Source organism: Pseudomonas sp. xss_4 (assembly GCF_043104125.1).
GTDB lineage: Bacteria > Pseudomonadota > Gammaproteobacteria > Pseudomonadales > Pseudomonadaceae > Aquipseudomonas > Aquipseudomonas parafulva_B.
Window position 1 is genome coordinate 1 of the sequence record NZ_JBICKJ010000017.1, and the last position, 13,671, is coordinate 13,671.

Annotated in this window: 11 protein-coding genes; 4 read left to right on the top strand and 7 right to left on the bottom strand. The window is 63.1% G+C overall.

The genetic code is table 11. From position 1 onward, the window contains the following. Positions 1-172: 172 nt before the first annotated feature. The 7 genes from ACF8GB_RS02760 to ACF8GB_RS02790 form a co-directional block, all read right to left on the bottom strand. Positions 173-1,495, bottom strand: coding sequence for an ATP-binding protein (locus ACF8GB_RS02760; protein ID WP_392526512.1), 1,323 nt, complete (start codon positions 1,493-1,495; stop codon positions 173-175). Next, positions 1,492-2,175 carry a response regulator transcription factor gene (locus ACF8GB_RS02765; RefSeq protein ID WP_182140693.1) on the bottom strand — a complete coding sequence of 228 codons (684 nt, stop codon included), beginning with the start codon at positions 2,173-2,175 and terminating at the stop codon, positions 1,492-1,494. The genes ACF8GB_RS02760 and ACF8GB_RS02765 overlap by 4 nt, the downstream gene beginning before the upstream one ends. A gap of 389 nt (positions 2,176-2,564) precedes the next feature. Next, entirely contained in the window at positions 2,565-3,140 is a 576-nt protein-coding gene (locus ACF8GB_RS02770; protein WP_058638444.1) for an NTP transferase domain-containing protein, read from the bottom strand. Beyond that, positions 3,137-4,108, bottom strand: coding sequence for an XdhC family protein (locus ACF8GB_RS02775; RefSeq protein ID WP_196135298.1), 972 nt, complete (start codon positions 4,106-4,108; stop codon positions 3,137-3,139). The genes ACF8GB_RS02770 and ACF8GB_RS02775 overlap by 4 nt, the downstream gene beginning before the upstream one ends. A gap of 3 nt (positions 4,109-4,111) precedes the next feature. Further along, positions 4,112-5,323, bottom strand: coding sequence for a cytochrome c (locus tag ACF8GB_RS02780; protein WP_197844543.1), 1,212 nt, complete (start codon positions 5,321-5,323; stop codon positions 4,112-4,114). Between the two features lie 2 nt (positions 5,324-5,325). Next, on the bottom strand, positions 5,326-5,862 hold the full coding sequence (locus ACF8GB_RS02785; RefSeq protein WP_023535868.1) for a (2Fe-2S)-binding protein: 537 nt from the start codon (positions 5,860-5,862) through the stop codon (positions 5,326-5,328). Beyond that, a complete protein-coding gene (locus ACF8GB_RS02790; RefSeq protein ID WP_392515467.1) occupies positions 5,855-8,686 on the bottom strand; it encodes a xanthine dehydrogenase family protein molybdopterin-binding subunit in 2,832 nt (943 codons plus the stop codon). The genes ACF8GB_RS02785 and ACF8GB_RS02790 overlap by 8 nt, the downstream gene beginning before the upstream one ends. 281 nt (positions 8,687-8,967) lie before the next feature. On the opposite strand from ACF8GB_RS02790, the gene dsbD reads away from it, so the two are divergent. The 4 genes from dsbD (at position 8,968) to ACF8GB_RS02810 (ending at position 13,666) form a co-directional block, all read left to right on the top strand. After that, entirely contained in the window at positions 8,968-10,689 is a 1,722-nt protein-coding gene (dsbD, locus tag ACF8GB_RS02795; RefSeq protein ID WP_392526513.1) for a protein-disulfide reductase DsbD, read from the top strand. Beyond that, positions 10,689-11,525 carry a prolipoprotein diacylglyceryl transferase family protein gene (locus ACF8GB_RS02800; RefSeq protein ID WP_392526514.1) on the top strand — a complete coding sequence of 279 codons (837 nt, stop codon included), beginning with the start codon at positions 10,689-10,691 and terminating at the stop codon, positions 11,523-11,525. Before dsbD ends, ACF8GB_RS02800 begins: the two co-directional genes overlap by 1 nt. 2 nt (positions 11,526-11,527) lie before the next feature. After that, a complete protein-coding gene (gene dsbG / locus ACF8GB_RS02805) occupies positions 11,528-12,286 on the top strand; it encodes a thiol:disulfide interchange protein DsbG (RefSeq protein ID WP_058638437.1) in 759 nt (252 codons plus the stop codon). A gap of 423 nt (positions 12,287-12,709) precedes the next feature. Continuing rightward, a complete protein-coding gene (locus tag ACF8GB_RS02810; RefSeq protein WP_326384031.1) occupies positions 12,710-13,666 on the top strand; it encodes an RHS repeat-associated core domain-containing protein in 957 nt (318 codons plus the stop codon). Positions 13,667-13,671: the final 5 nt, after the last annotated feature.

The window sequence follows — 13,671 nt, forward strand, 5'->3', positions numbered from 1 at the left end:
AGCAAGAGCAAGAGCAAGAGCAAGAGCAAGAGCAACTGCAATGCTTATAGAGCGAGAAGTCTACCGGAATATTTAGCAGCCGACATCTTTACCGACTATAAAAGTGCTAGTTTACTCAACCAGGTTTGCCCGGTGTGCTTCTAGGCCCCAGAACTTCATACAAAACCCAGGATCATCCCGCAGGCCGCGCCGGCACCTGCAAGACCACCCTCAACCCGTCACTTCGGCTATCGAACTTCAGGCTGCCTGCACAGCGCTGCACGATTGCCTGGACAATGGCCAGGCCAAGCCCGCAGCCGCTGCTCTGACCGTGACGCCAGAAACGCTCGGTCAAATGCCCGAGGTCTGCCTCGGCGATGCCCGGCCCGTGATCGCGCACCATGAAGCCCACCTGCCCTTCAGCTGCCTGTACCTCCAGCTCCACCGCCTCGTCACCGCCATGGCGCAGAGCGTTGTCCAGCAGGTTGCGCAGCGCCGCCACCGCTAGCGGTGCAGGCATGCTCAGGTAGACCAGGGCAGCCTCGGGCGGCAAGTTCAGGACGATCCTGCGGTTGTCACCGCCCCCGGCGTCCTGCACCGCCTGCCGCGCGACTTGCTCGGCACTGCACTGCACACCGTCGTCGAACGACAAGCTACCCTCGACCCGTGCCAGCATGAGCAATTGCTCCAGGGTCCGGTGCATGCGATCGGCACCCTGTTCGGCATGTTCGAGCGCTTGTTCGCGCACCGCGCCCTCGGTCATGCGGGCGACCTGCAGGTGGGTCTTGATGGCTGTCAGCGGGCTGCGCAGTTCATGGGCGGCATCGTCGGTCAGGCGCCGCTCGCGCTCGATGGTCTGGGCAATGCGCACGAACAGCTGGTTCTGGGTTTCCAGCAACGGCTGGAGCTCACTGGGCATGCCCGCCACCTGCAACGGCTCGACACTGTCGGGGCGCCTGCGGCGCAGGGCATCGCGCATGCGATTGAGCGGCTCAAGGCCCTTGCCCAGCCCGATCCAGAGCAAGCCCAGGCTGCCAAGCAAAGCCATCAGCACCGGCGCCGAGGCAGCGAGCAGGATGGACTGGTTCAGGGCTTCGCGCTCCATGTGCCGGTCGGCCGTGGTGATGCGCACATCGCCATGGTTGTAAGTAAAGGTGCGCCATGAGGCATCGTCGATGGTCTGGTCACGAAAACCACTGCGCCCGTCATCCATGACGCCATCATGCTTGTGGTTGCTGGCCAGGATTTCCCCGCGCAGCGAGCTGACCTGGCAGGCCATGCCGTCCGGTACGCTCAACTGGTCGGCCGCGTAGTGGGTACCTTCGCCCTTGACGCTGAGCGGCTGGGGCAGTTGGTCGATCAGGCCGGCCACCATGCGTGCAGATGCCACCAGGCGCTGGTCGAGGGAGAACATCATCTGCTGGCGCAGGTCGCGCAGCATCCAGGCGGCAGCCAGCGCCCAGATGATCACGAAAGCGCTGCCCAGAATCAGGCTCAGGCGCACACGCAGGCTCATGATGGCGTCTCGGTTGGCGCATTGGCAGGGCCCAGGCGATAGCCTAGCCCGCGCACGGTCTCGACGATGCCGTTGCCCAGCTTGCGGCGCAGGTGATGGATATGCACGTTCAGCGCATTGCTTTCCACTTCGTCGTTGAACCCGTACACGCAATCCTTCAATTGCTCGCTGGACAGGACGCGCCCGGCGTTCTGCAACAGAGCCTGGAGCAAGGCTTGCTCACGACGGGACAGGTCCACGGGTTTGCCGGCCAGGGTCGCCTCGCAGCTGCTGGGGTCGTAACGCAGCGGGCCATGCTCGATCACGTTCACCGCACGGCCGGCGACACGGCGCAGCAGGGTGTGCAGGCGCGCGGCCAGTTCGCGCAGGTCGAACGGCTTGAGCAGATAGTCGTCGGCCCCCGCCTGCAGGCCGTCGACTCGGTCAGTGACCGCATCACGGGCGGTGAGCACCAGCACTGGCAAGGTCTCGCCTTGCTGACGCAGGCGGCGCAGCAGCTTCAGGCCGTCCTCGTCGGGCAGGCCAAGGTCGAGGATCATCACATCGAACTGCGCGGCCTGAAGCATGGCCCGGGCGCCGGCGGCATTGCCCACCCGGTCAACAGTCAGGCCCTGTGCGGCAAGGCCTGCACAGATGCCGGCAGCGATGAGGTCGTCGTCCTCGCAAAGCAGAACGTGCATGGATGGGGCTCCCGCAATGGTGTAACCGACATTGCAGCGTGAATGGATTAAGGGGGAATTATGGACGCAGGCACAGGGTTTGGGGAAAAGGATTGGGCGGGGATACGTGCAGATTGCCTGACAGTCAACGAGCGGTCTTGCAAGAGCGCCGGACCATGCGGTGCTTAACTTTGTGGGGTCAACTGTCATGCACCCCATCTGGAGCCTAGCGGCTTCCCGTGTGGGAGCGGCCCTTGTGCCGCGATGGGCCGCAAGGCGGCCCCGGCACTATAAGCTGCGAAGCTTAAACCTTAAAACAGCGCACTCCCCCCATGACCGATCCAGCCAGGCCCTTTTTACAGAGATCGCTATCTTACAGATACAGCGCAGCACAACGTGCCCCACCCTGCTCAACGCCCTGAAAAGCCCAGCGCCTGAGGCGTATCCACATCCATCAGCACCCCGGCATCTGACACCTCGATCACCGTGCAACTGGCGCGGTTGGCATGCACCACTGCTCTGGCGCCTTCGTCACCGGTCAGCCCTAACAGCGCCGGCCAGAACGCGCGCCCGAAGATCACAGGGTGACCTTGCTGCCCTGCATGACGCGCCAGCACGATGGTCGAAGCCTGGGCGGCCTCGGCCAAGTGCCTGAGGGTCGCGGCCTCAATCCACGGCATGTCCCCCAGCAGGATGGCCACCGCCTGCGCATCGCTGTCAGCCAGGGCGGCGACGCCTGCCGCCAGGCTGTGGCCCATGCCCGAAGCCGCTTGGGCACTGACCACCCAACCACAGGCGGTGCCCAGGTCGAAGTCCTCGCGGCCCTCGTCCTCGCGCACCACGACCCGCACATCCTCGAACACTGCCTCGGCCCGTTGTACACACTGGGCCAACAGGCCGCGCCCGTCGGGCAGCAAGGCCCGGCGCTTGTCGGCACCGAAGCGCCTGCTGCGCCCAGCGGCCAACACCAGCGCCGCCACCTTCACAAGGCGGCTCGGTCGAGGCCGTTGCGCACCCGCAGTACATCTGCCAACACCGCCAAAGCGATCTCGGCCGGTGTCTTGCTGCCCAGGTTGAGGCCAATGGGCGCATGGATACGGTCCAGCGCATCGGCATTCAGGCCGCCGATGCGTTGCAGCCGCTCGCGGCGCTTATCGGAAGTGGCACGCGAACCCATCACGCCAATGTAGAACGCCGCGGTGCGCACGGCCTCGAGCATGGCCAGGTCGTCGATCTTGGGGTCGTGGGTGAGCGCGACCACGGCGGTGTCGGCATGACAACCGCCATTGAAGATGAATTCCGAAGGCAGCTCGCGGCGTATCTCGATACCGTCGATCTGCACCCCGTCGAGCACCTCTTCACGCGGCTCGCACAGCACCACTTCAAACCCCATGGCTTTGGCGAATTCGGCGCAGTACTGGGCAACACTGGAATACCCCGCCAGCAGCAGCCGCTGGGCGGCACCCACGCGCAGGTACACGCAGTCGCCGTCACGGTGCACACGCGGCCCTTGACCGGCAGCGTCCGCCAGCCCCTGGATGCCGCTGGGCACCTTCACCTGGCGCAGCACCCGACGCTGGCCCAGCAGCGCGCTTTCCAGCTGGCGCAGATGGTCTTGCACCTGGCAACTGGACGGCAGGCTTTCCACCAGCACGTCCAGCACGCCGCCACAGGGCAAGCTGACCCGCGAGCGCGGGTCGCTGCCATCGCCGTAGCGCACGATGGCAGCCGGTTGCACGAACTCGCCCAGGGCCACGCGTTCAAGAAAATCGTCTTCAACGCAGCCGCCGGACAACGACCCCAGCCACTGGCCCTGGTCGTTGACTGCCAGCAACGAGCCCGGCGCGCGGGGCGCCGAGCCGTAAGTGGCGAGCACGGTGCACAACCACACCGCCTGACCTGTGCTGGACCACTGCAACGCCTGACGAATCACCTGTAGATCGAGATGCTGCACGCTTTACTCCGCTTTCAGCTCGGCCAGCTGTTGTTCACTGAGATCACCGGGCAGCCCGCCCCATGCCTGACGCAGGTAGTTGACCATGTCGGTCACCTGGCGTTCATCGAGCTTATCAGCGAACCCTGGCATCGGCTGCATGCGCTCGAAGCCGGTGAACTGCTGTTCGCGGATTCCGTCGAGTATCACCTTGACCAGGTTGCGCGAATCGGCCTGGCGCAGCACCGTATTGCCCTGCATCGCCACGGCGATGTGCGGCTTGCCCTGGCCTTCCACGCCATGGCAACCGGCGCACACGTTCAGGTACTGCTGGCGGCCGCGCTGGGCACTGTCGCTCATCTGCGCCAGCGGCACGGGCGCGATCACCTTGGCCGCCGGGGGGTTGTCGCCCAGCAGGTAAGTGGCCATGGCGGCAAGGTCGGCGTCTTCCAGGTGCTGAGTGCTCAGGTGCACCACCGGGAACATCTCATTGAACATGCTGCCCTGGGCGCTGATCCCGTGCTTGAGGAACGTGGTGAGGTCCGGTTGCGACCAGCCGCGCTCGGCCAGGTCGGTGGCCAGCAGGCTTGGGGCGAGGTAGCCGTTGAGCAGACCGCCACTCAGGCGCAGGTCCTGCTGCAAGGCGCCGACCGCGTTGCGCGGGGTGTGGCACTCGCCGCAGTGCCCCATGACCTCGACCAGGTACTGGCCACGCTGCCAGGCGCGGCTGCTGCCTTCGACAGGCTGGGCCTGCACGCTCTTGCCGTACAGCATGTTCCAGCCGCTCAGACCCAGGCGCACGTTGAACGGAAAGCGCAGGGCCGTCTGTGGTGCCGGGCGATGGACCGGGGCGATGGTCTTGAGGTAGGCGAAGATTGCATCGGAGTCTTCACGCCGCATCAGGTGATACGAGGTATAGGGCATGGCCGGATACAGGTTGGCGCCGTCCTTGCGCTTGCCTTGGGTAACGGCCGCGAAGAACTCCTCGGCGCTGTAGTTGCCGATGCCGTACTGCTTGTCGGGGGTGATGTTGGTGCCGTAGATGGTGCCAAACGGCGAATGAATCGGCAGGCCCCCGGCAAACGGCGCCCCGCCCTCGGTCGTGTGGCACGCCATGCAGTCGGCAGCCCGGGCCAGGTACTGGCCGCGCTTGAGCTGGGCGTCATCACTGGCCAGCGCCGAGCACGTTGCGGCAAGGCCGAACGCCAGCGCCAGGGCGCTACGGAAAAAGCCCATGCTCAACCCTCCTTCACCAGGCCGAGGTCATCGAGCACCGTGCGCGTGGCCTGGTAGTAACGCACATAGCCGGTGCAACGGCAGATGTGGTGGCCAAGGCTGGCTTCGATACGTGCTTGCACCTCGCTCTTTTTCAGCGGTTGGCGCTGGGCGGTTTCCACCAGCACCGTGGCGGCGTTGACGAAGCCTGGTGCGCAGTAGCTGCACTGGAACGCGAACAGGTCGACGAACTTCTGCTGGATCGGGTTCAACGTAAGGTTGCCGGCCTCGTCCTGCTGGGCGTGGCCCTCGATGGTACGGACCTTCTTGCCTTCGAAGTAATGGGCGCCGGTGATACAGGTGCGCACTTCTTCGCTGGTACCGTCGGGGTTGTCGACGATCACCACGCAGGCGTGGCAGATACCCTGCCCGCAACCCAGGCGCGAGCCGGTGAGGTTCTGGTGCTCGTGCAGGTAGTCGATCATTGCCAGGTCGTCAGGGACCTGGACCGGGCCGACCGGTTGACCGTTGAGGGTCAGTTGCAGTGGACGGTTAGCCATTGAGGGCCTCCTGGATACGGGCTGGGGTAATGGGAAGATCGCGTACGCGCTTGCCGATGGCATGGGCCACGGCATTGCCGATGGCACCGACGATCGGGATCATCACCACCTCGGCGATGCCTTTGGACGGGTCGGTGGGTGAAAGCGGCGGGAGGATCTCGCTGCTTTGCGTCCATACCGCCACATCACGCGCGTGCGGCAGGCGGTAGCGGTTGAAGTTCCAGTCGCCCTCCCCCGGCCCGCCTTCGTACAACGGCATTTCCTCGGTCAGCGCATGGCCGATGCCCATGGCAATGCCGCCTTCGAGCTGGCCCTTGACCAGTTCAGGCACCAACACGCGGCCGCATTCGACCCAACTGTGGTGATCGAGCACCTGCACCTGATGCGTGCCCTTGTTCACCTTGACCTCCACCAGGGTGGCGACCGGGCTGTAATAGGTGACCATGGCGTTGTTCAACTGAGTATCGGGGTAGGCGGGGTTCTGACGGTCGAGCAGGTGGTAGCCGCTGCTGGTCATCTGCGCCTTCTTGGCATTAGCGGCGCCGTCGCCGTACTTCACAGCCAACGCGTCGAGCGGGAAACGTTCACGCACGCCGTCGATGACGAAGTCGGACTCAGCCCAGCTCCAGCGGTTGAAGCCGTGCACGCTCACGCCTGTCACCAGGCCCATGGCATGGGCCTTTTCGGCCAGCTGCGCAAAGGGAATAGGCGCCAGGCCGTTGCCGGTCAGCTCACCGTTGACCCACACAGCGTTTTCCCGACGCACCACCAACGGGTTGGCCTGGCCGCCATGCGGGCCCTGGGTCCAGATAGCCATGGCAGCAGGCCATAGGCCGTGATTGAACAACGCGCGAGCTGCCTCGCGAGTGGCATGGCTGAAGTAGAACGCCGAGTTGGTCGCCGACGAGGGTGAGGCCAGTTTGCCAACCCAGCGCGGGTTACGCAGGGCGGCATCCTGTTCGGCCTGGCTGATCAGGTACGGGTTGCCGCTGGTGGACAGTTGCAGCTCGGGCCACTCGGTGACGGCCGTGAGCACGTCGTCGGCCGAACGGCCCAGGAAATCGCTGACCACCAGCGCCTGGGAGGTGGACATGCCGGTGCCCAGCTCGGTGCCGATGTGGCGCAGGCTGATGCGCCCGTCGCGGCTGAACTCGATGCTGGCCATCGGCGCTTCGGCGCCGGTGCCGAAGTCTTTCTGGCAGATGGCAAAGCCGGTGCCGTACCAGTGATCCGGGTCGCTGGCCTCGCGCCGTTGCTTGCGGGCATCACGTTCACGCCAGCCTTCGTGCTGAGCCGCCTTGTCGAGGATCTCGTGCAGGCGCAATGCACCGGCTGGCACCGCACCCTGGGTGTTCTTCATGCCCGACTTCAGGGCATTGTTGCGCCGCAGGTCGATGGCATCGACGCCCAGGCGGCCGGCCACTTCGTCGACCATCATCTCGGTGGCGGCCATGCTTTGCAGGGTGCCGTAACCGCGCATGGAACCGGCTTCCACTGCCCGCGAATGATAGGCAGTGACTGCTAGATCGTTCTGCGGCATGTAGTAGATCGACTGGGCAGCGGTCGCGCCCACGGCGGCGACGGAGGGGCTGTAGTTGATGCGACCGCCGCCGTCACAGCTCATGTCGGCACGGAAGATCTTGAAGCTGTTGTCCTTCTTGTCCACCGCCAGTTGGTAGCGGATGTCGAAAGCGTGGCGCTTGATGCCGCTCTGGAATTGCTCGTAGCGGTCGTTGGCCAGGCGCACCGGCACGCCCTCGCCGTACAGCGCCGCCACGGCAGCGTAGAAGACGAAGATGTTGTTGTCCTTGGACCCGTAGCCAACGGTGTAGCCTGGGTGCATGTTCAAGTGCTTGAGACCAAAGCGTGACGGCTTGATCATGTGCACGCATTCCTGCGCGGCCTCGAACGGGCACTGGGTCGCCACGACGAAATGCAGGGTGCCGCTGGCCACGTCGAACCAGCCGTTGCCGTTGTCTGGCTCCAAGGCCGCCGGCTCGATGGAGGGGGTCTTGAAGCGCTCGTCGAAGACCAGCCAGTCCTCGGGCGGGTTGGCCAGCTGTTCGGCCATGCGGTTGGCGTAGAACAGGCCCTGCTGGGTCAGGTCGCCGTGTTGGTTGGGCGATTTGGACCACACCGGCTTGCGGTTGAGGATGGTGGGAAACAGCGGCGAATCCTTCAGGCTGGAGAATTCGTCCTCGTCGAACGGGGTGGCACCGCCTACCCGCACGAAGCGGAAACTGCCGTAGGGGTCACGCTGGTACAACGGCGCCTGGGCACCGTAGCGAATCACCTGGTCGTTGAATTGCAGCAAGCGCTTGGCCTGACGGAAGCGCTCGAAGTCGTGCCAGATCAGCAGCGCGACCGGATGGCCGATGAACATCGGTACCTTGCCAGGGGGCAAGAGTGGGTCTGGCGAATGCGCCTCGGGCCAGGCGATGCCGTCGCGCTCCAGGTCGGCAGCGGTGACGATGCGGTCCGGCTGCAACTCGGCACCCAGCAGGCTGAGGTCGTGGCCTTCGTAGAGGCGGTCGGCCTTGGTGGCCTTGAGCAACAGTGCATGGCCTTGCTGCGCAGGCCAGCCGGGCATGTCCTTGGCACGAATGTCACGGGCGAAGACCTTGTTGCCACAGACTTTCGACAACGCGTCGTTACGAAAGCGCGCCTTGCCATCATGGTTCATCCATTTGAGCGGCGAGGCGGTAACCCGGTCCTCCATCAGCGCGGCGAACGCCTGGCTGCCAAGCGGCGCCATCGTCACGCCGACGCCAGCGATCAGGCCGCCTTGCAGGAAGGTGCGCCGGGAAATATCACGGTTGGACATGCTTGATCCTCTGGGCAGCAGGGGGTGCTGCCCATGTGTTCTTAATTCTTGTGCAGGGGTCGAGGGGGTCGAAACCCTGTCGTGCTGGTCAGGAAAAACTGACTTGATTGTCAACTTTACCGCATTGACACCACCACAAGCAAAGTCAAGCTGACATTGTGTCGCGGTATTTCTTCGAACCCTGATGTCAGCGGTCTTGCGTGAACCTAATCCCGCGTTAACAGTGTGTTAATCGCTCCTCGCCAGCATGGCCCCATTCCACGATCTGCCAAGGCAAACTCATGCGCGTTCTTTTGCTGTTACTGATGGTGCTGCTGGCTGGCCCAGCGCAGGCCAACCCATTCGCCACCAAGCCTGACTTTCTGCCCGTCGAACAGGCTTTCGTGCTGACCCATGACCGTCAGGCCGACGGCTCTACCCGCCTGTATTTCCTGATTCAGCCGGGCTACTACCTGTACCAGAAACGCCTGAAGTTCGACGGGCTGCCCAAGGCCCAGCATCCACCCCTGCCTGCGGGCATCAATCACCACGACGAATTTTTCGGCGACAGTACCGTCTACCGCGAACAGCTTGAGCTGACAGTGCCGCCCGGCGCGCAGGGGCAGTTGCGTCTTGGCTGGCAAGGCTGCGCCGATGCGGGCCTGTGCTACCCCCCGCAGACGACGCTGATCGACCTGGGCGGCGAAGCCTCGGTCGCCGCCCTGGAAGCTGAACAGGCCAGCGATCAGGCGTTGGCCAGCGGCCTGCAGCACGGCAACCTGGCCTGGGGCCTGCTGGCCTTTTTCGGCCTGGGCCTGCTGCTGGCCTTTACGCCCTGTTCGTTGCCGATGCTGCCAATTCTCGCCGGGCTGGTGCTGGGCAATGGTGCCAGTGCAAGGCGCGGCTGGCTGCTGGCTGGCACTTACGTGCTGAGCATGGCCCTGGTGTATGCCGCCTTGGGTGTGGTGGCCGCGCTACTGGGCGCCAGCTTGCAGGCCTGGTTGCAACAGCCCTGGTTGCTGGGCAGCCTGGCCGCGTTGTTCGTGTTGTTGGCCCTGCCCATGTTCGGCGCCTTCGAACTGCAATTGCCCGCTGCCCTGCGCGACCGGCTGGACCGCGCCGGTCAGGGCACGCGCGGTGGCAATCTGTATGGCGCCGCGTTGCTGGGCGTGTTGTCCGGGCTGCTGCTGGGCCCCTGCATGACCGCGCCGCTGGCCGGGGCTTTGTTGTATATCGCCCAGAGCGGCGACGTGCTCCAGGGGGCGCTGGTGCTGTTCAGCCTGGGGCTGGGCATGGGGGTACCGCTGCTGCTGATCGTGACCCTGGGCAATCGCTTCCTGCCACGCCCTGGCGCCTGGATGAACCTGGTCAAAGGCATCTTCGGCTTCGTGTTCCTGGCCATGGCGCTGTACACGGTGCGCAGCCTGCTGCCAGCCAGCTTGCTGTTGGCCCTGAGCGGGGCCTGGCTGATCGCACTGGGCTGGACCGCCTGGCCTGCGTTGCAGCGCCTTCCGGCGCTGCGCATTGCGCCGTTGCTGGCAGCCTTGTGGGGCGGGCTGCTGCTGATCGGGGCCGCTGCCGGCGGCAGTGACCTGTGGCAACCGCTGCGCCCCTTTGCGGGTGGGACTGCAGTCGCCACCGCCTCGCCTGCCCACGATGCCTTCGTCACCGTGAGCACGCCCGAGGCGTTGCAACGGGAACTGGACGCGGCCAAAAGCCGTAACCAGTGGGTACTGCTCGATTACTACGCCGACTGGTGTGTGGCGTGCAAGGTCATGGAAAAGCAGGTGTTCAGCCGCAGCGACGTCCAGGCCGAACTGGCCGGCGTGCACCTGTTGCGCCTGGACGTGACCACCGATACGCCGGCCAGCAAGGCGCTGTTGCAGCGTTACCAGGTGCCTGGTCCGCCTACCCTGATCTGGCTCGGGCCAGACGGCCAGGAGCGGCGGGCAAGGCGCATCACCGGAGAAGTGGATGCCGCCACCTTCGTGCAACAGTGGACCCTTACCCGGAGCCAGGGCTGATGCTGACCGTGACCCTGGGACCACTGACCATGGCCCTGAACCATCTGCTGCTGCTGTGTGCCCTGGGCATCGCCAGCGTAGTCGGCTGGTGGGTGGCACGGCGTGGCGGCGAGAGCCCCGAGTCCGCGCTGTTCAATCTGTTTCTGATCGGCCTATTGTGCGCGCGGATCGGTTTTGTCGTGGCGTACTGGTCGATGTATCGAGGCGACCTGATCCAAGTCATCGATATCCGCGACGGCGGTTTTCTGCTCTGGCCTGGGCTTGTGGGCATCAGCCTGGCCGCTGTATGGCAAGGCTGGCGGCGCCCTGGCCTACGCCGGCCATTGGGCTGGGCGCTGTTCAGCGGCGCCTTGTTCTGGGGGTTGGCCAGCTTTGGTAGCCACCTGTACAGCAAGGGGACCGAACTGCCTGCGATCACCCTACGCGACGCTGCAGGCGGGTCGGTGGCGTTGCAAAGCTATCGGGGCAAGCCGCTGGTGATCAACATCTGGGCAACCTGGTGCCCGCCCTGCCGTCGGGAAATGCCTGTGCTGCAACAGGCGCAAGGCGAGTATCCCCATGTGACGTTCCTGTTCGTCAACCAGGGCGAGACACCTGAAAACGTCAGCACGTTCCTGGCCACCACCGGCTTGAGCCTGACCCACGTGCTGTTCGACGGCACTGGCCTGCTGGCCCAGCGCGTCGGCTCCATGGCCCTGCCTACCACCCTGTTCTACGACGAGGGCGGCCGCCTGCTCGGCAGCCACTTGGGCGAGCTGTCGCGCGCCAGCCTGCGTCACGCCCTGGAATCCTACGAACGGGCCACCACGCCCGAACCTGCCGCACAAGGACATTGACCATGCGACTGCCTGCACTCCTCCCGCTCACCGTTTGCTTGCTTGCCAGCCCTGCCCTGTATGCCGAAGACCTGCCCAAGGCGGTCCAGCAATTGCAAAGCAAGGGCGCCGTGATCAAGGGCAGCTTCGATGCGCCCAACGGCCTGCGCGGCTATGCCGCCGAGTATCAGAACAACCCCCTGGCCTTGTACCTCACTCCTGACGGCAAGCACGTGCTGGTGGGCAGCCTGTTCGACGAACAGGGCCAGGACCTGAGCGCCGCTCCACTGGAGAAGCTGGTGTACGGCCCCATGACCCAGGCGTTCTGGCAAAAGATGGAAAAGTCTGCCTGGATCGCCGACGGCAAGGCTGATGCACCGCGCAAGGTCTACCTGTTCAGCGACCCCAACTGCCCGTATTGCAACATGTTCTGGGAGCAGGCCCGGCCATGGGTGGAATCGGGCAAGGTGCAGCTGCGCCACATCATGGTCGGTATCATCCGTGAGGACAGCCCAGGTAAGTCGGCAGCACTGCTGGCCGCGAAGGACCCCGCCAAGGCCCTGCAGCAGCACGAGAAAGCCGGCCGGGCGAGCACCCTCAAGGCTTTGGACAAAGTGCCAGACGACGTGCAGCAGAAGCTCGCCGCCAACATGGCCCTGATGCAGGAGATGGGGCTGCAGGCCACACCTGCGATCTTCTATCAGGACAGGGAAGGCAAGGTGCATAGCCAGCAAGGGGCGCCACGGCCGGAAATGCTAGGGACGATTTTGGGTAAGCGGTAACGGGGCATGAGCGCGGGATCGGCTTGGCGCGGTAGTCGATCCCTCATCGGCACAGACCAGAGCCCAAGCCTCGTTCGAGATTTTGCACCGCTTCGCTATCATAGGATTACTTTCCGTTGAGGGCTGAGGAATCTAAAAAAAACCCTTTCGACGGCAGCGCAATGACCGGGTTTCTAAGAACTTCGTACAGAGCCTAGAAACGAGAAATTGGATTGGGTACTTGAAGATTTGTACCCGCCCGATTATCGAGGCCATTAAGCGCTGCGCAAGCTGGGCCGATTGCAGCTTCACCTAGTATTTATGTCAGTTGTCGTGCGGCAGTCGTGTTGAGAAACTGGTGACCTATCTATCTGCCCACACAGGGTTTCTAAAATGATACTAAGTACTGACACTAAGTTGATGTTTTACCAGAACGGTAAGCTAATGACAGTGCGAGGAGACCGAAGCACACGCACCGCCTTCCGTGCGGGTCATCAACCTTTGGCAGAGACAAGCACTGACATTCAGTGCCATCCACTCCTGCTATTCACGGATGGGAAGGGTTCAGCACTTACAACAAAGAGCAGTCAACAATCAGAATCTCATGCACATTCCCCCTACGGACACACATCACCACCATCACGAACACTGACAAACTTCAACGGCGAAAACTTAGAACTACATACGCAATGTTACTTACTGGGTAATGGATACCGCGCTTTCAGCCCCTCTCTAATGCGATTCATATCACCTGATAGCTGGAGTCCTTTTGGGGCAAGCGGAATTAATGTCTATATGTATTGCGCAGGCGATCCGGTCAATCACACAGACAGCTCCGGACATATAAAGTTTTGGTTTGCGAGAACAAATAAATCTAACGGGATTATTATTCGCGCTCTTGTCGATGCGGCGAAAACCCATCAATCAATTTCAAGGGCCCTAGTGTCTCCTAACTTCAGCTCACCACCAACTTATGATCAAGCCAAAATTATGCAGGAAGCAACCGCTATAACTAACCACTTTAATTCATTAGTAAAAGACGCTAGAGAGAGAAGCAAAGCTATTCCTACAGATCACCCTATTAACGGTTCGCGGCCTCCTCAGTATACGCCCAGACCTTACGGGGATCAGAGGACTTTGGACCTGACCTTGAGACACATAGATACGACATCACCGCTTAGTCACATCGAATATGAAGCTCAATTGGAATCGCTGGCCGCGGCCTCGTTTGCAGCCGGCATCGACACACATGGCCTGCCCCTTCCCGGCCGCGACACAGACACAGTGTTCGCACAAGATTCCCTTTACCAAAATTTAGTCCAAGCTTCGATTGCCTTGAAATTTCGGCGGTGGAAAACATTTTATCTTGAGAGCCACTTGTCATCTGTGCGATCTAATTAACTACA

Coding starts and splice junctions, on each gene's coding strand:
- ACF8GB_RS02760 (WP_392526512.1), bottom strand. CDS start 1,495: ATGAGCCTGCGTGTGCGCCTGAGCCTGATTCTGGGCAGCGCTTTCGTG.
- ACF8GB_RS02765 (WP_182140693.1), bottom strand. CDS start 2,175: ATGCACGTTCTGCTTTGCGAGGACGACGACCTCATCGCTGCCGGCATC.
- ACF8GB_RS02780 (WP_197844543.1), bottom strand. CDS start 5,323: ATGGGCTTTTTCCGTAGCGCCCTGGCGCTGGCGTTCGGCCTTGCCGCA.
- ACF8GB_RS02785 (WP_023535868.1), bottom strand. CDS start 5,862: ATGGCTAACCGTCCACTGCAACTGACCCTCAACGGTCAACCGGTCGGC.
- ACF8GB_RS02790 (WP_392515467.1), bottom strand. CDS start 8,686: ATGTCCAACCGTGATATTTCCCGGCGCACCTTCCTGCAAGGCGGCCTG.
- dsbD (WP_392526513.1), top strand. CDS start 8,968: ATGCGCGTTCTTTTGCTGTTACTGATGGTGCTGCTGGCTGGCCCAGCG.
- ACF8GB_RS02800 (WP_392526514.1), top strand. CDS start 10,689: ATGCTGACCGTGACCCTGGGACCACTGACCATGGCCCTGAACCATCTG.
- dsbG (WP_058638437.1), top strand. CDS start 11,528: ATGCGACTGCCTGCACTCCTCCCGCTCACCGTTTGCTTGCTTGCCAGC.
- ACF8GB_RS02810 (WP_326384031.1), top strand. CDS start 12,710: ATGACAGTGCGAGGAGACCGAAGCACACGCACCGCCTTCCGTGCGGGT.